Raw genomic sequence first — 18,673 nt, 5'->3', positions numbered from 1 at the left:
GTTCCTGCCGTGGGCACGAGATGCGCCGCGCAGTGCGGTGGGGCAGGATGGTGGTGTGGACCTCGGACTGCGTGATCGCACCTATATCGTCACCGGCGCGAGTGCCGGACTCGGCTTCGCCACGGCCAAGGCGCTGGCCGCCGAAGGCGCCCGGCTGGTGATCTCCAGCCGGAACGAGGAGTCGATCGCGCGGGCCGCGGCCGAGCTGAACGCGTTACCAGGGCTCGGCGGGAACGTCGTCGGGATTCCCGTCGACAACGCCGACCCGGACAGCGCGGAGCGGCTGGCCGCGACCGCGATCGCCAAGTGGGGCGAGCTGCACGGCGCGTTGATCAGCGTTGGCGGACCGCGGGCCGGGACCGCGCTGGACACCGACGAGGAGGACTGGCGGTCGGCGTTCGACAGCGTGTTCCTCGGCGGGTTGCGGATCGCTCGCGCCGTCGCCCGAGCCGGCGCCGAGGACACCTCGATCGCGTTCGTGCTCTCGTCGTCGGTGAAGTCCCCGATCGCCGGCCTGGCGATCTCGAACGGTCTGCGGCCCGGGCTCGCGATGGTGGCGAAGACGCTCGCCGACGAGCTCGGACCGAACGGGATGCGGGTGAACGGCCTGATGCCGGGCCGGATCGCGACCGACCGCCTCAAGGAGCTCGACGGCAAGTCGGGGGATCCCGACGCCGCCCGGCGTGCGTCCGAGAAAACCATCCCGTTGCGCCGTTACGGCTCGCCCGACGAGTTCGGCCGGGTCGCCGCGTTCGTCCTGTCCCCCGCTGCGTCGTACGTCACCGGCGCCATCATCCCGATCGACGGCGGCGCCCTCCGCACGTTCTGACCCGCCTCAGCCCCACTGGCCGGGGACGTAGTCGCCTGCGGGCTGCTGGGTGATGACGTTGAGGCGGTTCCAGGTGTTGATGCCGGCGACGACCGCGACCAGGGCGCCCAGCTGCTCCTCGTTGTAGTGCTTGGTGGCGTTCAGCCACACGTCGTCGGGAACCCCGCCGGCGGCGTCGGCGATCCGGGTGCCGGCTTCCGCCAGCGCGAGCGCGGCGCGTTCGGCCTCGGTGTAGACGGTGGCCTCCCGCCACGTCGCGACGAGGTTGATCCGGACCGCGGTCTCGCCGTGGTGCGCGAGATCCTTCGAGTGCATGTCGACGCAGACCGCGCAGCCGTTGATCTGGCTGATCCGCAGCTCCATCAGCTCGAGGGTGCTGGGCGGGATCCCGACCGACATCGCGACCCGTGCCGCGCTGTTCAGGTGCTTGATGAACTTGGTGAGGACGGGGTTGGTGAACAGATCCAGACGTGCGTCCATAAGAGGTGTCTCTCCTAGCGAAATGAGCTTGTTGACACCCATCCGACGAGACGGCCCTGCAAAGTGTCAGTCCGGGATGATGCGGTTGCCCAACTCGTCCCAGTGCTCAGCGACCTTTTTGCTGGGCTGGACCCGGGGCGGCTCACCCGGCATCTTCGGGTAGTCCGGCGGGAAGTTCAGTTCGCCGCCGGGGAGTTCGTCCCACAGTCGCAGCAACGGCTCCAGCGGGTACGCCGTGTCGTCCATGTCCGCCCACGGGTCACCGTCGGCGAGGTACTCCGGAACCGTGTGCAGGTTGAACGCCCGCGGATCGTCGACCTCGGCGAGCCGCTCCCACGTCAGCGGCGTACTCACCGGCGCCCCCGGCCGCGGCCGGAGCGACCAGGCGCCCGCCACCGTACGGTCCCGGAGGTTCTGGTTGAAGTCCAGGAAGATCGAGGCCTCGCCGCGTTGCTCCTTCCACCAGGCGGTGGTCACGCCGTCGTCGCGGCGTTCGAGCTCGCGACCGAGGCCGATGGCGGCGTGCCGGACCTCGTCGAAGCTCCACTCCGGCCGGATCCGCACGTAGATGTGGATGCCGCGGTTGCCGCTGGTCTTCGGATACCCCCGCAGGCCGAGCTCCTCGAGCAGTTCACGGGCGACGCCGGCCACCCGCCGGGCGTCGGCGAAGGTCGCGCCGGGCTGCGGATCGAGGTCGATCCGCAGCTCGTCGGGACGGTCCAGATCGCCCTTGCGAACAGCCCACGGGTGGAAGGTCAGCGTGCCCATCTGCGCTGCCCACACCGCGGCGGCGGGCTCGCTCAGGCACAGCTCGTCGATCGGGCGCCCGTTCGGCGTCAGCACGCGGCAGGTCTCGAGCCAGTCGGGAGCGCCCTTCGGGAGCCGCTTCGAGTAGAAGCCGTCCCCCGTCTGACGACCGGTCGCATCCACCGACAGCGTCATCCCTTCGCGCCATCCGCCGGGCCAGCGTTCCAGGGCGACCGGGCGGTCGCCCGACGCCCGCATGAACGCGGGAGCCACCGCAACGAAGTACTCGCAGACCTGCAGTTTGGTGACCTCCGGAGCCCAGTCGGTCGCCTCGTAGGCCACCCGATCGGGGCTGGACACCCGGACCTCCCGGTCCCCCACGGTGAGCATCACCGCTGTGCTCTTCGCCATGCCGTGACGGTATCGCCCCGGCCGGACAAATCCGCAGGATTTCCGTTGGGCGCACGGGAAAGGCAACTTTTCTCGACCTCTGGCCACGGTAGGTGACCGGGCGGTAACGTTCCTGCACCTCGTTCCTGGGGCGTGAGGCCCCCGGGACACCTGAGAAGGAGCGCGAGGATGAACAGATCCGCCCTGTTCGCCGCTGCGACTGCAGTGGCGACCACCACCGCCCTCGGACTGACCAGCGCCACCACAGCAACAGGCACTGCAACCGGTGCGCCGACGGCGTCCCCTGTCCCCACCCCGGCCGCGGCCGTCGCCAAGGCCAAGGAGTCGATCAGCAGCCACCTGACCGCGCTGCGGGCCACGACGGCCGATGCTTTCGTGGTCAAGGACGTGATCGTCGACAAGGACGGCGCCAGCCACGTCCGGATGGACCGCACGATCGGTGGCCTGCCGGTTCTCGGCGGCGACGTTGTCGTGCACCAGTCGAAGGACGGCGCCTTCAAGGGCGCCAGCTTGTCGCTGGGCAGGAGCGCGAACGTCGCCCGTACGCCGAAGGTCAGCAGCGCGACCGCTACCACGAAGGCACTCGCCAAGGGCCTGAAGGCCGACGGCAAGCCGAGTCTGGTGATCGAGGCCCGCAAGGGCGCGCCGCGGCTGGCCTACCTGGTCACGGCGGTCGGCACCCAGGCCGACGGTACGCCGAGCCGCATCACGACGACGGTGGACGCCCTGACCGGCGCGAAGCTGGTCAGCGAGCAGCACATCGAGACCGCGACCGGTGACGGCAAGAGCCTGTACAGCGGGACCGTGCCGCTGCAGACCTCCACTGCGACCGGCGGCTTCACGCTGACCGACGCGACCCGCGGCGGGGGCTACACCGCCGACGCGAACAACAAGACCGACTCGCTCCTGTGCCAGCTGTTCGGCTTCGGCTGCACGGCACCGACCCGGTTCACCGACGCGGACAACCACTGGGGCACCGGCGTGAACTCCGACCGCGCCACGGCCGCCGTCGACGCGCACTACGGCGCCGCGACGACGTTCGACTACTACAAGAACGTGCACGGCCGGAACGGGATCTTCGGCGACGGCAAGGGCGTCCCGAGCCGCGTGCACTACGGCTCCAACTACGTGAACGCGTTCTGGGACGGCAAGCAGATGACGTACGGCGACGGCGACAACGTCGTGGCGGGTCCGCTGGTCTCGATCGACGTGGCCGGCCACGAGATGTCCCACGGCGTCACCGAGCACACCGCGAACCTCACCTACTCGGGTGAGTCCGGCGGCCTGAACGAGGCGACCAGCGACATCTTCGGCACGCTCGTCGAGTTCTACTCCAACAACGCCTCCGACCCCGGTGACTACTACATCGGCGAGGAGATCATGAAGGACCGCCCGGCGCTCCGCTACATGGACAAGCCCAGCAAGGACGGCAACTCCGCCGACTGCTGGTCCTCCGGCGTCGGCAACCTCGACGTGCACTACTCCTCCGGCGTGGCGAACCACTTCGCCTACCTGCTGGCCGAGGGCACCGGTGCGAAGACGATCGGCGGCCTGCCGCACAACGGGTCCACCTGCAACGGCACGACGCTGACCGGGATCGGGCACGACAAGCTCGGCAAGATCTGGTTCCGCGCGCTGACGACGTACATGACGAGCGGTACGACGTACGCGCAGGCCCGGACTGCCACGCTGAACGCGGCCACCGACCTGTACGGCGCCAGCAGCCCCGAGCGGGCCGCCGTCGCCGCCACCTGGTCGGCTGTCAGCGTCAACTGACAACGTGAACTGACAACCTGAGAGCTCACCGGTCCTGTCCCACTGGGGCGGACAGGACCGGTGAACAAACGTTTTGGCCCCCTTGATGCATTGCCACGCTGTTTGTGCGGACCTACCGTCACAGACATGGGTGGGGTGCCCGGGGGTGGGCCGCGGCTTCGTTCAGCCCGGCCGGTACTGCTCGTCGTCGACGCTGACCCGGAGCGTCTGGAACGGTGCGAGACCGAGTTGGGTCGCGGCTTCGGCGCGGACTTCCGGGTCCGCGGCGAGGTCACGGCGGCGGCCGCGCTCGACTGTCTACGGCGCGCGCACGAGTGGGAGCAGCGGGTCGCCGTGGTGCTGGTCGACCACGCCCTGCCCGACGACGAACGGGCCGAGATTCTCGCGGCGTCGCGGACGCTGCACCCCGACGCGCGGCGGGCACTGCTGATCGAGTGGGGGGCCTGGGCGAAGCGTACGACGGCGTCGGCGATCCTGAGCGCGATGTCGGTCGGCGACATCAACTACTACGTGCTGAAACCGTGGATCGCGCACGACGAGCTGTTCCACCGCACGGTGGCTGAGTTCGTCCAGGAGTGGTCGCGCTTCGAGGTCGCCAACCTGCGTGAGGTGGTCGTGATCGCGGCCGGTACGTCGGTGCGTGGCCAGGCCGTGCGCAGTCTGCTGGCCCGCAACGGGATCCCGAGCGCGTTCCGGGACAGTGGTTCGGCGCTCGCGAACGACGTACTCGAGTTCATCGGCGAGCCGGATCCCGGCGACGGGGTGCTGGTGTGGATGCCGGCGATCGGAGGCACGGTCCTGCACGATCCGACCGACGCGGAGATCGCCGAGGCGTGGGGCGTCCCGACCACGCTGGCACCCGACGCAGACCGGTCGTTCGACCTGCTCGTGGTCGGGGCCGGACCGGGTGGGCTGGCCGCGGCCGTGTACGGGTCGTCCGAGGGATTGCGGACGCTGGTCGTGGAGCGCGAGTCGATCGGCGGGCAGGCCGGGACGAGTTCGCTGATCCGCAACTATCTCGGGTTCTCGCGCGGCATTCGCGGGTCGGAGCTGGCACAACGCGGATACCAGCAGGCGTGGGTGTTCGGAGCGCATTTCGTGCTGATGCGGACGGTGGAGCGGCTGGAGAAACGGGGCGATCAGTTCGTCGCCGCGATCGATACGGTCGGCGAGGTGACGGCGCGGGCGGTCGTGCTGGCGAGCGGCGTGTCCTACCGGCGGCTCGACGTACCGTCGCTGGAGAAGCTGGTGGGTGCCGGGGTGTACTACGGCGCGAGCGTGTCCGAGGCGCACGGTCTGCAGGATCGGGACGCGTGCGTGGTCGGTGGTGGGAACTCGGCCGGGCAGGCGGTTCTGCACCTGGCGCGGTACTGCCGGCGGGTGCTGCTGGTGATCCGTGGTGAGGACCTGGCGGCGAGCATGTCGCAGTACCTCATCGACGCGATCGTTGCCGCCGACAACGTCATCGTGCGGGCGTCGAGTGAGGTGACCGGCGGCGGTGGCGACGGTCGGCTGGAGTACGTCGTACTGCGGGATCGGCGGACCGGTGACGAGGAGACGGTCCAGGCCGACGGGCTCTTCGTGATGATCGGGGCGGTGCCGGGGACCGACTGGCTGCCGGCGGAGGTGGGGCGGGATGCGCATGGCTTCGTGCTGACCGGGTCGGATGCCGCAGCGGATCCGCAGTGGCAGGACGCTCGGCCCCCGCAGCCGTACGAGACGACTGTGCCGGGGCTGTTCGCGGTCGGCGACGTACGGTGCGCGTCAGTGAAGCGGGTGGCCTCGGCCGTCGGTGAGGGATCGGTGGTGGTCTCGCAGATCCACACGCACCTCAAGGTCCGGTCGGATGCCTGAGCGGAAGTTCGTCTACACGCCGGCCATGGTCGGACTGACTGCGCTGGTGTTGCTCCTGCCGCTCGTGGGCCTCGCGTTGGTGCTGCGGGAGCGACGGCTCGACGTTCATTGGGAGCACCACCCAGCGCACTTCTGGCTGGTGCTGCTGACTGCCGCGCTGAGCGCCGTACTCGCCTACACGACCGGCGCCGCGGCACTGCGGCGAGGTGATGCGCGGGTGCTGTTCGTGTCGCTGGCGTTCCTGTCCGCGGCGGGCTTTCTGGGACTGCACGCGCTGGCGACGCCGAAGGTGCTGCTGGACACGCCGAACGCCGGCTTCACACTCGCGACTCCGGTGGGCGTCGCGCTGGGGTCGGTGTTCGCGTTCCTCTCGAGCCTGACCGTCTCGGGTATCGCGTGGGGACGAAGGCTGCGGGGCGGTCTGCTCATGCTGATGGTGTTGTGGGCGGCGGCTTCGGTACTGCGGATCTGGCCGCTGCACGCGACGTCTGTCCCAGAAGTTGCCGACGGCATCCTCACTGCGCTCGCCGTACCCACGGTCGTCCTGTACGGCGTTGCCGCCGCGAGGTACCTGCGCACCTGGTGGGCTCGGCCGTCGCTGATGCTGCTGTCGATGATCGCAGCCTTCGTGCTGCTCGGGGAGGCGATGGTCGCGCTGGTGTTCGCGCGGAACTGGGCGTTGTCGTGGTGGGAGTGGCACGTGCTGATGCTCAGCGCGTTCGTGCTGGTCGTCGCCGGGGTTCGGATCCAGTGGTACGAGGAACGGTTCGCGGACCTGTACCAGGAGGACACGGTGTCGGGGCGGCGCGAGCTGAGTGTGCTGTTCGCGGACCTGCAGGGGTTCACGTCGTTCTCGGAGCAGCACGACCCGTCCGAGGTCACGGCGATGCTCAACACGTACTTCCAGGTCGTCGTACCGCAGGTCGTCCAACGGCACGGCGGCGACGTCGACCGGATCATAGGGGACGCCTTGATGGTCACGTTCAACAAACGCGGCGATCAGCCGGACCATGCGCGACGAGCGGCCGAGGCCGGCCTGGCGCTGCAGGAGGCGGCGGCCGTCGTACAGGCAGCGCATTCGGACTGGCCGCGGTTCCGGGTCGGGATCAACAGCGGGATCGCGTCCGTGACGCTGCTCGGGACGGAAGGCGGGAGAACGCATACCGTCATCGGGGACACCGTGAACGTCGCGTCGCGGATCGAGGGGAAGGCTCCGAGTGGGACCGTCGCGATCGGGCCGGCGACGAAGGCGCTGCTGCCGCAGGCGCGCACCGAGGCCCTCGGGCCGATCAGTTTGAAGGGAAAGTCCGAGCCGGTCGAGGTCTACCGCCTGCTGGGGTTGCGCGGCGAATGATCACCCCTGCCTTCGGGACGTGTTCACGTGTTGGACCTTGGAAGGACCGCGGACCGGTGTGAGAATCCGGGAATGTCTGCCCTGTACCGATCACGGCGCCGCCTGGGCGCTCTCGTGGTCACTTCGAGTCTCGTCCTAGCCGGCGCCGCCGTGCTGATCGCTCGGCCCGCCGACGCCGCGTCCACCGATGTCCTCATTACCGAGGTGTACGGCGGTGGCGGCAACAGCGGCGCGCCGTACCAGAACGACTTCGTGGAGCTGACCAACAACAGCTCGGCCCCGGTCGACGTGAGCGGCTGGTCGATCCAGTACGCCTCGGCCACCGGATCGTCGTGGCAGGTGACGAAGCTGACCGGGACCATCGCGCCCGGAGCCGCCTACCTGGTCCAGGAGGGCGCCGGCGCCGGCGCCGGGAACGGCCAGCCGCTGCCGACAGCCAACGCGACCGGGACCATCCTGATGTCCGCGGCCAGCGGCAAGGTCGCGCTGGTCACCAACCAGACCGCGCTCGCCTGCGGCGCCACCTGCCACGCGGACGCGGGCGTCAAGGACTACGTCGGCTACGGCGCCGCCACGGACTCCGAGACCGCACCCGCGCCGGGCCTGTCGAACACGACCTCGGCCGCGCGGAACGACCCGGCGAAGGACACCGACAACAACAGTGCCGACTTCGCGGCGGGCAACCCGTCGCCGGGCACACTGACCGGTGGTCCGGCCGAGCCGCCGGTGGACGCGAAGATCCACGACATCCAGGGCGCCGCGCACCGGTCGCCGCTGGAGGGCAAGCAGGTCGCGAACGTCACCGGTGTGGTGACGGTGAAGGGCAGCAACGGATTCTGGTTCCAGGACCCGTTGCCGGACGCCGACCCGGCCACCAGCGAGGGCCTGTTCGTGTTCACCAGCGCCGCGCCGACGGTCTCCGTGGGCGACGCCGTGACCGTCGAGGGCTCGGTCGCCGAGTTCCGCCCGGGCGGCTCAGGCGGTACGACGAACCTCACGACCACCGAGCTCACCAACCCGAAGGTCACCGTGACCGGGAATGCCGCCGTACCTGCGCCGACCATCGTCGGAGCCGGCGGGCGCGTGCCGCCGTCGACCGTGATCGAGGACGACGCGTCCGGTGACGTGGAGACGACCAGCACGGCGTTCGACCCGGCTACCGACGGTCTCGACTTCTGGGAGTCGCTGGAGGGGATGTGGCTGGGCATCGACCAGCCTGAGGTCACCGGGCCGACGAGTTCGTTCCGCGAGCTGTCCGTCGTACCGGCTGGTGCGGGTGTGCGCACGGTCCGCGGCGGGATCCTGCTGCAGAAGACCGACAGCAACCCGGAGCGGGTGCTGCTGGACGACGTACTGACGGCGATCCCGGACGCGAAGACGGGCGACAAGCTGGCTGGTCCTGATTCGACCACCGTGACGGGGGTCCTCGACTACTCGTTCGGCAACTTCAAGCTGTTGCCGACCACCACGCCGACCGTGATCGACGGCGGGGTCAAGCGCGAGACGACCAAGGCCTCGTCGCCGGTCCAGCTGTCGGTGGCGACGTTCAACGTGGAGAACCTGGACCCGTCCGACGGCGACGCCAAGTTCGACGGGCTGGCGCAGGCGGTCGTGCACAACCTCGCGTCGCCCGACATCCTCGGTCTCGAGGAGGTCCAGGACGACGACGGAGCGGTGAACTCCGGTACGACGAGCGCGGACAAGACGCTCGGCCTGCTGGCGGCGGCGATCGTGAAGGCGGGTGGGCCGCAGTACACCTGGAAGCAGATCGACCCGGTGAACAACGCCGAAGGCGGTGAGCCGGGCGGCAACATCCGGGTCGCGTTCCTGTACCGGACGGACAAGGCGGTGAAGTTCGTCGACACACCCGGCGGGACCTCGACGACGCCGACCACGATCGTCACGGACAACGCCGGCCGGCCGCACCTCAGCGCGTCGCCGGGCCGGATCGACCCGGCAAACCCGGCCTGGGCCGCCACCCGGGTGCCGCTCGCGGGCGAGTTCAAGTGGCACGGGCAGACCGTGTTCGTGGTCGTGAACCACTTCAGCTCGAAGGGCGGCGACAACCCGCTGTGGGGCCGCTTCCAGCCGCCGGTGCAGGTGACCGCGGAGAAGCGGCACCAGCAGGCCGCCGTGGTGCGCGGGTTCGTGGACCAGATCCTGGCCAAGGACAAGGGCGCGAACGTCGTCGTCCTCGGTGACCTGAACGACTTCGACTGGTCGCAGACCGCGGACATCCTGGTCGGCTCGGGCAAGACGGCGCTGATCGACCTGCCGCGGACACTGCCGCTGCCGGAGCGGTACAGCTACGTGTTCGAGGGCAACAGTCAGATCCTCGACCAGATCCTGATCTCGCAGAACCTGCGGCCGGCATCGGCGTACGACGTCGTGCACATGAACGCGGAGTTCCCGGACCAGATCTCCGACCACGACCCGCAGGTGGTGAAACTGACCCCGTTGCCGTCCTGGGTGCGCTAACCGCAGTGTTACGTCGGTCGCCTGGGCGGGGTTTTCACGCTCGGGCGACCGATACTGGGGTGGTGACAGATGACACCAAGCAATACGCCGTTCAGAAGTCCGAGGCGGAGTGGAAGGCGCAGCTCTCCCCCGCCGAGTTCCACGTGCTGCGCCAGGCCGGCACCGAGCGGCCGTTCGTCGGTGAGTACACCGACACCAAGACGGTCGGCGTGTACAAGTGCCGGGCCTGCGACGCGGAGCTGTTCCGGAGCGAGACCAAGTTCGACTCGCACTGCGGCTGGCCGTCGTTCTTCGCGCCGCTCGCCGAGGACCGGGTCGAGTACATCGAGGACCACGCCCTCGGCATGAAGCGCGTCGAGGTCCGCTGCGCCAACTGCGGCTCCCACCTCGGCCATGTCTTCGAGGGCGAGGGCTACGGCACCCCCACCGACCTCCGCTACTGCATCAACAGCATCAGCCTGACCCTCGCGCCTGCCTGACCCGCGCCTGCCGCTCGCCTGACCGACGCTAGCCCGGTGGGGTTCTAGACTGGGGCGGCTGGTGGAGTCTGGGGAAGGAAATTGGTGGCTGACGAAGTCCGTAGTCCGCGGGTTCTCGATGTGCTGGCGGCGGAGGAGCCGTGGGAGGTGCCGGGCGCGTGGCTGGCTCGCATCCGGGCGCAGCTCAAGGCCTGGGCGGACGATCCCGAGGCGCTGCGGCCGTTGCGCCCCGAGGCGTTCCCGGACTTCGTCAAGGGAACCCCCGCCGCGGTCTGGTACACCCACCAGGTGGCACCGCTGCTGACCGGGTGGATCCCGGTCCTGCACGGTGAGTACGCCGACCTGTCGACCGAGCTGACCCACGAGTTCTACCGGCCGTCCTCCCGCCTCGGCGGCAGCGGCCACGTGATCTACGCCGCGCAGACCGACTGGCACCTGCAGGCGATCGCCGGCGCGCGCGGCTTCCGCGAGAACGGTCGCAGGCACGCTCTGCAGCTGTCCCGCAACGTCGTCGCGATGTTCGTCGACGCTCCCCCGATGGCGGCGCGCGCGACGGCCCTGACCGCCGCGTTCGACCGCGTTCTGGCCGACCGTGAGCTCACCGAACTGCACGTCGCCGGCGAGTACGACGACATCGCGAAGTACTGGCGTACCGAGGCGCTCAAGGACTCCGAGCGCGCCGTACTCCCCGAGCTCGCCGGCCCCACCGCCGCCCTGCGGTACTCGCTGAACTCGGTCCGGGACACGCACGCCCGGATGCTGATGCTGAGCCCGGACGAGTACGCCGGCGACTTCGCCCAGGTACTGGCCGAGCTGATCCTGGCGACGGGACTGCGCGGAATCCCGAAGTCCGTCGCGGGCGTCCTCGGCAACTCCGCGGTCGACGTTCACAAAGCACTCCAGGAGATCGACCCGACCTTCTCGCTGCAGACCTGGCACGGCCACGTCAACCAGTGGATGTCCCGCGCGATCCGCAACGGCCAGGCGCCGCTCGCCCGGTCCTGGGGCGCCGCTGCCGCGCGGGTCGGCGTACACCTGGCCGGTGTGCTCAACCGGGCGCCCTGGCCGGAGCCGGAGGTGCCGGACCTGACCACGCTGTTCCGGATGCTCGACCGCGAGCGCTGGAGCGCCCTCGAGAACCAGGCAGCCGCCAACCAGGAGGCCTCGCTGTCGGCCGCCTGGAAGGACGTCAAGAAGGACGAACAGAACAGGGCGGGCGACGGCGGCACGCTCGACGATCCGCTGCCGAAGCCGGTCGACTACAGCGACAACCCGCTGGCCGAGCTCGACTCGCTGATCGGCCTGGAGTCGGTCAAGGACGCGGTCCGCAAGATGGTCGCCGAGGTGAAGACGAACCTCCGCCGGGCCGAGCTCGGGCTCCCGAGTCACGAGCGTGCGCGGCACATGGTGTTCGTCGGCAAGCCCGGTACGGCGAAGACCACGATCGCCCGTCTGCTCAGCCGGATCTACCACCAGCTCGGCGTCCTGGAGAAGGGTCACGTGGTCGAGGTCGACCGCTCCGACCTGGTCGGCGCCGGCGTCGGTTCGACCGCGCCGATGACCGCGGCCAAGTTCCGCGAGGCGCTCGGCGGCGTGCTGTTCATCGACGAGGCGTACAGCCTGACGCCGGAGAACACCCCGGGTGACTACGGTCTGGAAGCGGTCGCGACGATCCTGAAGCTGATGGAGGACCACCGCAACGACTGCATCGTGATCGTCGCCGGGTACCACCGCGAGATGCAGCGGTTCATGGAGTCCAACACCGGTCTGCAGTCCCGGTTCCCGAAGCTGCTGTCGTTCAGCGAGTACGACACCGACCAGCTGGTCGCGATCTTCGAGCTGCAGGCCCGGCAGAAGGGCATGATCTACGGCGAGGAAGTGCTGGACAAGGTCCGCGCCGTCATCCCGCCCGCGCCGCGTGGCCACAGCTTCGGTAACGGCCGTTTCATCCGGAACGTGCTCGAGGAAGCCGTCTCCAACCAGGCCACCCGGCTGTCCGCCAGCGACCCGGACAAGCTCACCGAGCGGGACCTGCGCGAGCTGATCCCGTCCGACGTCCGCCCCCCGACCTCGATGCGCGCCGAGGACTACCTGCTGCAGAAGCCCGGCACCTAAACCGGGGTGGCGAGCGCGACCGGGTTGCCTTCCGGGTCGGCGAGGTAGGCCTGGCGTTCGCCCCAGGGCATGGTGGCCGGCTCCTGCAGGACCGGGTGGCCGGCCGCGCGGAAGCGTTCCACCTCCGCCTCGACGTCGTCGACGTACACGAACAGCTCGAAGCGCGGCGCCGTACCGACCGTGATGCCGAGCTGGGCCTCGGGCCAGTTGGCGTCGGACAGGCCGAGGGACGACTCGCCGCGCTCCAGGCCGACGTAGTGCGGGTCGCCCTCCAGCGGGAACTGGTACGTCGGTTCGTAACCGAGGAGCGTGTAGAACGCGACGGACCGGCGTACGTCGGCGACGTACAGCACCGGGAACGCCTTGCGGTGCAGCTGCGTCATATCAAGCCCACCCCTCCGCCCCGGTCAGGCCAGGTTGGCGATCAGATCGCCGGGCTCGGTCCGCTTGCCCGTGTAGAACGGGATCTCCTCGCGGACATGCCGGCGGGCGGTCGAGGCGCGCAGGTCGCGCATCAGGTCGACCATCCGGTGCAGCTCGTCGGCCTCGAACGCGAGGATCCACTCGTAGTCACCGAGCGCGAACGACGCCACAGTGTTCGCCCGCACGTCCGGGTAGGTGCGCGCCATCTTGCCGTGCTCGGCGAGCATGAACCGGCGCTCCTCGTCCGGCAGCAGGTACCACTCGTAGGACCGGACGAACGGGTACACGCAGATGTAGCCGCGCGGCTCCTCGTCGGCCAGGAACGCCGGAATGTGGCTCTTGTTGAACTCGGCCGGCCGGTGCAGCGCGAACTGCGACCAGACCGGTACCAGGTGCCGCCCGAGCCGTGAGCGGCGCAACTGGTGGTACGCCTCCTGCAGCGCGTCCGAGGTCGGCGCGTGCCACCAGATCATGAAGTCGGCGTCCGCCCGGAAGCCTTCGACGTCGTAGAACCCGCGGATCACCACGTCGTCGGCGGCCAGCTTCCCGATCAGATCGTTGAGCTCGGCGGTCAGCTCCTCCCGGTCGACGTCACCGAGCGGCGTCTCGACCTTGAACACCGACCACAGTGTGTAGCGGATGACGTCGTTGAGCTCACGGGCTTTCGGCTTACCAGTCACGACTTCATTGTCTCCGATGCGTTCAGGTGCTCCCGCACCCGGGTGGCCGCCTTGCCGCCCGAGGCCACACACGCGGCGATCCCGACACCCCGGTACGCCGCTCCACACACCGCCAGCCCGGGTACGCCGGACACCGCGGTCTCGACCCGGTCGACGCGATCCAGGTGCCCGACGGCGTACTGCGGAAGACCACCGCCCCACCGCGTCACCAGCGACCCGACCACCTCGGCCTGCAGTCCGATCGCCTTGCGCAGATCTGCCACCGCGAGCTGAACCAGCTCCTCGTCGGACCGCTGCAGCACGTACTCCTCACCGAGCCGCCCGACCGAGGCACGCAGGACCGCGAGCTCTCCCCCGGCCTCCGCGGACCACGCCCACTTGGCGTGCGAGTACGTCGACGCCTTGATCGTCCGGCCCTCCACGGACGGCACCAGGAACCCGGACCCGGCGGCCTCCGACGGCCAGTCGCGCTTCCGGACGGCGAGCGTGACGATCGCCATGCTCGCGTACTCGATGCCCGCCAGCTCGGTCGATGCCGCGGGCACCAATTCCCCCAGCATCCGTCCGGCCGGAGCAGCCGGTACGGCGACCACGACCGCATCCGCCGAGAGGTACGTCGGTGCGGGCACCGGTCCCGCCTCCAGCTCGAACCCGTCGGCGGTCCGCGAGATCCGGCGTACGGCGAGCTTGGTGCGGATCTCGACACCGCGGGCGGTCAGGTCCTGCTCGAGGGCGCCGATCAGGCGGTTGATGCCGCCGACGATGCCGGCGAAGACCGGCTGGCCGGCGCGCTTCTGGCCCAGTTCGCGCAGCTCGGCCGTGGCGGCGAGCAGGCTCGGCGCGGTCCGCAGCTTGGCGTACAGGTCGGGTACGGCGGCGGCGAGCGAGATCTCCTCGGCCTTCCCGGCGTACACCCCGCCGAGCAGCGGGTCGATCAGCTTGTCGGTCACCGCGGAACCCATGCGGTCGGCGACGAACCGCCCGATCGCCACATCCTCCGTCAGCGCGGGCGCGGGCAACTCGGCCTCGTGCGCGACCTGCTCGGCGGCCGCTTCCCCGAGTACGTCGGCAGTCGCGGCCGCATCGACCGGGACGCCCATCACGGTCGGCGGGATCGCGCGGATCCGGTCGCCGATCCACAGCCCGGCCGAGGTCGTTGCCGGATGCACCAGGTCGTCCCCGAGCCCGACGGCCCGGATCAGCTCGACCGCCTCCGGCCGCCGCGCCAGCACCGACTCGGCGCCCAGGTCGACCGGCACACCCTCGATCGCGTCTCCGGCCAGCTTCCCGCCCAGCCGCGGCGACCCTTCGAGGACCGTGATCCGCGGCGGGTTCGGCCCGGTCGCGAGCGCATGCGCCGCCGCCAGTCCACTGATGCCGCCGCCGACCACAACGACCCGGTTCACACGTTCTCCAAGCTCAACTCGTACTTGGTTCCCGGTCCGAGGTCGGTGCTGGAGCTCCCGACCGGCCGGAATCCGGTGCGCGTTAGCACCGCCTGCGAGGCGCCGTTGTGGTTCGAGGCCCCGGCCGTGAGCGCCGTCAGTCCGTACTCCGTCCGTGCGACCTCGATGACCGCCCGGACAGCCGCCTTCGCGAGGCCCTTCCCGGCCCACTTCTCGGCGATCCGGTAGCCCAGCTCGGCCGACCCGTTCTCGAGGTCCATCAGGTTCACCCGGCCGACCACGGCTCCGGTGTTGTCGACCAGCACGTGGAAGCGGCAGACGCCGGCCTCCTGCTCGGCGAGCAGGGCGGCGTGCCGGGTCGCGTAGTCCGTGAAGAACTCGTCGCCGCGGTCCCACACCCACGAGGCGAAGTACTGCCGGTTCTCCTGCTCGAACGCGAGCACCGCGTCCGCGTGGTCCGGTCGCAGCGGCTCCAGGGTGACGTCGTAATCAGGCAGGTACATGGGCCGACTTCGTCTGGACGTACTGCGCGACCCGGTGCAACACCTCGGGATCGGCGTTCGGCGGGACGCCGTGGCCGAGGTTGAAGATGTGGCCGGGGGCCGCCTTGCCCTCGGCGAGGATCCGGTCGATCTCCGGCTCGATCGTCTCCCACCCGGTGAACAGCAGCGCCGGGTCGAGGTTGCCCTGCAGCGGCTTCGGACCAACCCGCCGTACGGCCTCGTCCAGCGGGACACGCCAGTCGACGCCGACGACATCGGCCCCGGCCGCGCTCATCAGACCGAGCAGCTCGCCCGTGTTCACGCCGAAGTGCACCCGCGGTACGCCGTACTCCTTCAGCGCCTCGAACACCTTCGCGGAGTGCGGCAGCACGAACCGCTCGTAGTCCCGCCGCGACAACCCACCGGCCCACGAGTCGAACAGCTGGATCGCCGACGCGCCGGCCTCGACCTGCACGGCCAGGTACGCGATGGCGACGTCCGCCAGCCGGTCGGCCAGCGCGTGCCACAGGTCCGGGTTGCTGTGCATCATCGCCTTGGTCTTGGCGAAGTCCTTGCTGGGCCCGCCCTCGACCAGGTACGACGCGACCGTGAACGGGGCACCGGCGAACCCGATCAACGGCGTACCGCCGAGCTCGGTCACCAACTGCTGCACCGACTCCGTGGTGAACGAAACGTCGCTCGGAGTGACCGGACGCACCGTGGCGACGCCCGCGGCGTCCCGGATCGGGTCCGCGACGACCGGACCGACACCCGGCTTGATCTCGACGCCGAACCCGGCCGCTTTCAGCGGGAGCACGATGTCGGAGTAGTAGATCGCCGCGTCGACGCCGTAACGGCGGACCGGCTGCAGCGTTATCTCCACGACGAGGTCGGGCCGCATACAGGACTCGAGCATCGTGATGCCCTCGCGGACGGCACGGTACTCGGGCAGCGCTCGGCCGGCCTGCCGCATGAACCACACCGGAGTGTGGGGCACCGGCTCACCCCGGGCGGCGAGCAGATAGGCGGAACGGTCCGGAGTGGAGGGTGGCGTCACTGGCACACAGCGATGATCCCACGCTGCGATCACGGCGCAGCGACCCGGTCGCGTCCGGCATACACACAGCTACCGGCGCGTCTTAGCAGGCGGCGGTGAGTAATCAGTCGTAGGCTGCCGACATGGGTGCCCGCAAGCAGGTCGACGCGCCACCCGCGGAGTTCGCCGAGGCAGTCTCGCAATTACGAGGTGCCCGGTTCCGGCCCGAGGTTTTCGTCGAGGAGATGCCCGCACCGCAGCGGATCGCACCGCATGCGGCGGCGGTCAGCGCCGACGTGACGGTCGACGGCGACGATGTCGCCACCGGCCGCCTGGTCATCCTCTACGACCCGGACGGGAACGACGCCTGGCAGTCGACCTTCCGCTGTGTTGCATACGTGCGCGCCGCCGTCGAACCGGAGATGGTGACCGACGCGCTGCTCGGCGGCGTGGGCTGGACCTGGCTGATGGAGGCGCTGGCGGACCGCGGTGCCGACTTCCTGGCCCCGAGCGGTACCGTCACCAGGGTGGTATCGGAGAGCTTCGGCGGCATGGCCGACGACGACGCGACCGCGGAGATCGAGATCCGCGCGTCCTGGAGTCCCGTGCCCGGCCCCGGCGGGACGGTCGACGTGACCCGGCACGCCGAGGCGTGGGGCGAGGTGCTGTGTACGGCGGCCGGACTGCCGCCGGTGCCGCCGGGGGTGGTCGCGATGCCGACCCGGCGTGGACAGCGGGGCCGATGAGCCCAGCCAACACCCAGCCGTCGTCCGCTCCGGACGACCCGACGGCGCAGAACCAAGAAGGGAACCTGCCCCTGCTGGAACTCCGGGACGGGTTGTCGGAGGTGATCGACACCGACTCCGCGCTCACCGACACCGTCGAGGCGTTCCGCTCCGGCACGGGTCCGGTGGCTGTCGACGCCGAGCGCGCCTCCGGCTACCGCTACTCACACCGCGCGTACCTCGTCCAGCTCCGCCGTGAGGGCTCCGGGTCCGCGCTCGTCGACCCGATCCCGTTCGGCGACCTGTCCGCGCTCGGTGACGCGATCGTCGACACCGAGTGGATCATCCACGCCGCGAACCAGGACCTGGCCTGCCTGGCCGAGGTCGGGATGGTCCCGCGGCAGGTGTTCGACACCGAACTCGCCGGCCGCCTGCTCGGGTACCCGAAGGTCGGCCTCGCCTCGCTCGTGAGCGAAGTACTCGGCTACCGGATGCGCAAGGAGCACTCCGCGGCCGACTGGTCGACCCGGCCGCTCCCGGCGCCCTGGCTGGTGTACGCCGCCCTGGACGTCGAGATGCTGATCGAGCTGCGGAACGCGATCGAGCAGGAGCTGCGCCGCGAAGGCAAGTGGGACTGGGCCGAGCAGGAGTTCGCCGCGATCCTGGACGCTCCCCCGCGGGAGCCGAAACCGGACCCGTGGCGCCGTACGTCGGGTATGCACCGGGTCCGGAACCGCCGCAGCCTGGCCGTCGTCCGGGCGCTCTGGGAGGCCCGCGACCAGATCGCCGCGTCGGCCGACATCTCCCCCGGCCGCGTGCTGCCGGACGCGGCGATCGTCGAGGCGGCGTCCGCGATGCCGACCGACCGCGACACGCTGCAGAAGCTCACCGCCTTCAAGGGCCGCGGCGCCCACCGCCACATGCGGACCTGGTGGGAGGCCATCGACCACGCCCGCAGGCTCCCCGACTCCGAACTCCCCAAGCAGGGCCCGAGGTACGACGGCCCGCCGCCGGCCCGCGCCTGGGCCGACCGCGACCCGGACGCCGCAGCCCGCCTCTCGGCCGCCCGCGCCGCCGTCGCCGAGATCGCCGAGGCCCACCGCCTCCCCACCGAGAACCTCCTCGCCCCGGACACGATCCGCCGCCTGGCCTGGTCCCCACCACCGGACCTGAGCCGCGAAGTCGTCGAAACCTTCCTCCGCGACCACCACGCCCGCGAGTGGCAGATCGCCCTCACCGCCGAAGTCCTCACCGCAGCAATGACTTCCGAGGCAAAGAAGCCCCTCGACTAGCTGGCACCACTGGTCTTGGACGGGAACCGGGCGATTGCACCGGAACCGGGGCCGCTGCACAGGAAATAGCCTGTGCAGCGGCCCCGGTTCCTGTGCAACGGCCCCG

16 protein-coding genes are annotated in these 18,673 nt (G+C 70.1%); 9 read left to right on the top strand and 7 right to left on the bottom strand.

What is annotated here, in order from left to right; genetic code table 11:
* The first annotated feature begins 55 nt into the window (after window positions 1-55).
* Entirely contained in the window at window positions 56-829 is a 774-nt protein-coding gene (locus tag EV651_RS27815) for an SDR family oxidoreductase (RefSeq protein WP_133788215.1), read from the top strand.
* Window positions 830-835: 6 nt separating this feature from the next.
* Here the strand turns inward: EV651_RS27815 and EV651_RS27810 are convergent, their stop codons facing one another.
* Together EV651_RS27810 and EV651_RS27805 are read right to left on the bottom strand one after the other, a co-directional pair.
* Window positions 836-1,309 (bottom strand): carboxymuconolactone decarboxylase family protein, encoded by a 474-nt coding sequence (locus tag EV651_RS27810; RefSeq protein WP_133788214.1) that lies wholly within the window; start codon window positions 1,307-1,309, stop codon window positions 836-838.
* A 66-nt stretch (window positions 1,310-1,375) separates the two neighbouring features.
* Window positions 1,376-2,467, bottom strand: a complete 1,092-nt coding sequence (locus tag EV651_RS27805) for a DNA polymerase domain-containing protein (RefSeq protein WP_133788213.1) — start codon at window positions 2,465-2,467, stop codon at window positions 1,376-1,378.
* A gap of 168 nt (window positions 2,468-2,635) precedes the next feature.
* Here EV651_RS27805 and EV651_RS27800 point away from each other — a divergent pair, with 168 nt between their 5' ends.
* From EV651_RS27800 to EV651_RS27775, 6 genes are all read left to right on the top strand, one after another.
* Window positions 2,636-4,243, top strand: coding sequence for a M4 family metallopeptidase (locus EV651_RS27800; protein ID WP_133788212.1), 1,608 nt, complete (start codon window positions 2,636-2,638; stop codon window positions 4,241-4,243).
* Window positions 4,244-4,369: 126 nt separating this feature from the next.
* Complete coding sequence (locus EV651_RS27795; protein WP_133788211.1) at window positions 4,370-6,097, top strand: FAD-dependent oxidoreductase; 1,728 nt, start codon at window positions 4,370-4,372, stop codon at window positions 6,095-6,097.
* Entirely contained in the window at window positions 6,090-7,451 is a 1,362-nt protein-coding gene (locus EV651_RS27790) for an adenylate/guanylate cyclase domain-containing protein (protein WP_133788210.1), read from the top strand. Before EV651_RS27795 ends, EV651_RS27790 begins: the two co-directional genes overlap by 8 nt.
* A gap of 72 nt (window positions 7,452-7,523) precedes the next feature.
* The gene (locus EV651_RS27785) at window positions 7,524-9,929 is read left to right on the top strand and encodes a lamin tail domain-containing protein (RefSeq protein WP_133788209.1); all 2,406 of its coding nucleotides are present in this window, start codon (window positions 7,524-7,526) and stop codon (window positions 9,927-9,929) included.
* Window positions 9,930-9,991: 62 nt separating this feature from the next.
* Entirely contained in the window at window positions 9,992-10,408 is a 417-nt protein-coding gene (gene msrB, locus EV651_RS27780) for a peptide-methionine (R)-S-oxide reductase MsrB (RefSeq protein ID WP_133788208.1), read from the top strand.
* 84 nt (window positions 10,409-10,492) lie between these two features.
* Complete coding sequence (locus EV651_RS27775; RefSeq protein ID WP_133788207.1) at window positions 10,493-12,523, top strand: AAA family ATPase; 2,031 nt, start codon at window positions 10,493-10,495, stop codon at window positions 12,521-12,523.
* Here the strand turns inward: EV651_RS27775 and EV651_RS27770 are convergent.
* From EV651_RS27770 to hemE, 5 genes are read right to left on the bottom strand one after another with little or no spacing between them, the layout of a single operon-like run.
* Entirely contained in the window at window positions 12,520-12,906 is a 387-nt protein-coding gene (locus EV651_RS27770; protein WP_166658817.1) for a glyoxalase/bleomycin resistance/extradiol dioxygenase family protein, read from the bottom strand. The two genes, EV651_RS27775 and EV651_RS27770, sit on opposite strands and share 4 nt — an antisense overlap.
* A gap of 24 nt (window positions 12,907-12,930) precedes the next feature.
* Complete coding sequence (gene hemQ / locus EV651_RS27765) at window positions 12,931-13,626, bottom strand: hydrogen peroxide-dependent heme synthase (RefSeq protein WP_238157234.1); 696 nt, start codon at window positions 13,624-13,626, stop codon at window positions 12,931-12,933.
* Window positions 13,623-15,032, bottom strand: a complete 1,410-nt coding sequence (gene hemG, locus EV651_RS27760; RefSeq protein ID WP_133788206.1) for a protoporphyrinogen oxidase — start codon at window positions 15,030-15,032, stop codon at window positions 13,623-13,625. Before hemG ends, hemQ begins: the two co-directional genes overlap by 4 nt.
* Window positions 15,029-15,535 (bottom strand): GNAT family N-acetyltransferase, encoded by a 507-nt coding sequence (locus tag EV651_RS27755; protein ID WP_133788205.1) that lies wholly within the window; start codon window positions 15,533-15,535, stop codon window positions 15,029-15,031. The genes hemG and EV651_RS27755 overlap by 4 nt, the downstream gene beginning before the upstream one ends.
* A complete protein-coding gene (gene hemE, locus EV651_RS27750) occupies window positions 15,522-16,577 on the bottom strand; it encodes a uroporphyrinogen decarboxylase (protein WP_133788204.1) in 1,056 nt (351 codons plus the stop codon). Before hemE ends, EV651_RS27755 begins: the two co-directional genes overlap by 14 nt.
* Before the next feature lie 116 nt (window positions 16,578-16,693).
* Here hemE and EV651_RS27745 point away from each other — a divergent pair, with 116 nt between their 5' ends.
* Both EV651_RS27745 and EV651_RS27740 read left to right on the top strand, forming a co-directional pair.
* The gene (locus EV651_RS27745) at window positions 16,694-17,296 is read left to right on the top strand and encodes a DUF3000 domain-containing protein (protein WP_133788203.1); all 603 of its coding nucleotides are present in this window, start codon (window positions 16,694-16,696) and stop codon (window positions 17,294-17,296) included.
* A complete protein-coding gene (locus tag EV651_RS27740) occupies window positions 17,293-18,567 on the top strand; it encodes an HRDC domain-containing protein (RefSeq protein ID WP_133788202.1) in 1,275 nt (424 codons plus the stop codon). Before EV651_RS27745 ends, EV651_RS27740 begins: the two co-directional genes overlap by 4 nt.
* Window positions 18,568-18,673 lie beyond the last annotated feature (106 nt).

Source organism: Kribbella sp. VKM Ac-2571 (genome assembly GCF_004362255.1).
Lineage (GTDB): Bacteria > Actinomycetota > Actinomycetes > Propionibacteriales > Kribbellaceae > Kribbella > Kribbella pratensis.
The sequence above is the reverse complement of the archived record's forward strand: the minus strand, read 5'-3'. Positions and strand labels throughout refer to the sequence as shown.

Excerpts from the sequence above, each read along its gene's own strand:
- EV651_RS27810 (WP_133788214.1), bottom strand. The coding sequence starts at position 1,309 with ATGGACGCACGTCTGGATCTGTTCACCAACCCCGTCCTCACCAAGTTC.
- EV651_RS27805 (WP_133788213.1), bottom strand. The coding sequence starts at position 2,467 with ATGGCGAAGAGCACAGCGGTGATGCTCACCGTGGGGGACCGGGAGGTC.
- EV651_RS27800 (WP_133788212.1), top strand. The coding sequence starts at position 2,636 with ATGAACAGATCCGCCCTGTTCGCCGCTGCGACTGCAGTGGCGACCACC.
- EV651_RS27795 (WP_133788211.1), top strand. The coding sequence starts at position 4,370 with ATGGGTGGGGTGCCCGGGGGTGGGCCGCGGCTTCGTTCAGCCCGGCCG.
- EV651_RS27790 (WP_133788210.1), top strand. The coding sequence starts at position 6,090 with ATGCCTGAGCGGAAGTTCGTCTACACGCCGGCCATGGTCGGACTGACT.
- EV651_RS27785 (WP_133788209.1), top strand. The coding sequence starts at position 7,524 with ATGTCTGCCCTGTACCGATCACGGCGCCGCCTGGGCGCTCTCGTGGTC.
- EV651_RS27770 (WP_166658817.1), bottom strand. The coding sequence starts at position 12,906 with ATGACGCAGCTGCACCGCAAGGCGTTCCCGGTGCTGTACGTCGCCGAC.
- EV651_RS27755 (WP_133788205.1), bottom strand. The coding sequence starts at position 15,535 with ATGTACCTGCCTGATTACGACGTCACCCTGGAGCCGCTGCGACCGGAC.
- EV651_RS27745 (WP_133788203.1), top strand. The coding sequence starts at position 16,694 with ATGGGTGCCCGCAAGCAGGTCGACGCGCCACCCGCGGAGTTCGCCGAG.
- EV651_RS27740 (WP_133788202.1), top strand. The coding sequence starts at position 17,293 with ATGAGCCCAGCCAACACCCAGCCGTCGTCCGCTCCGGACGACCCGACG.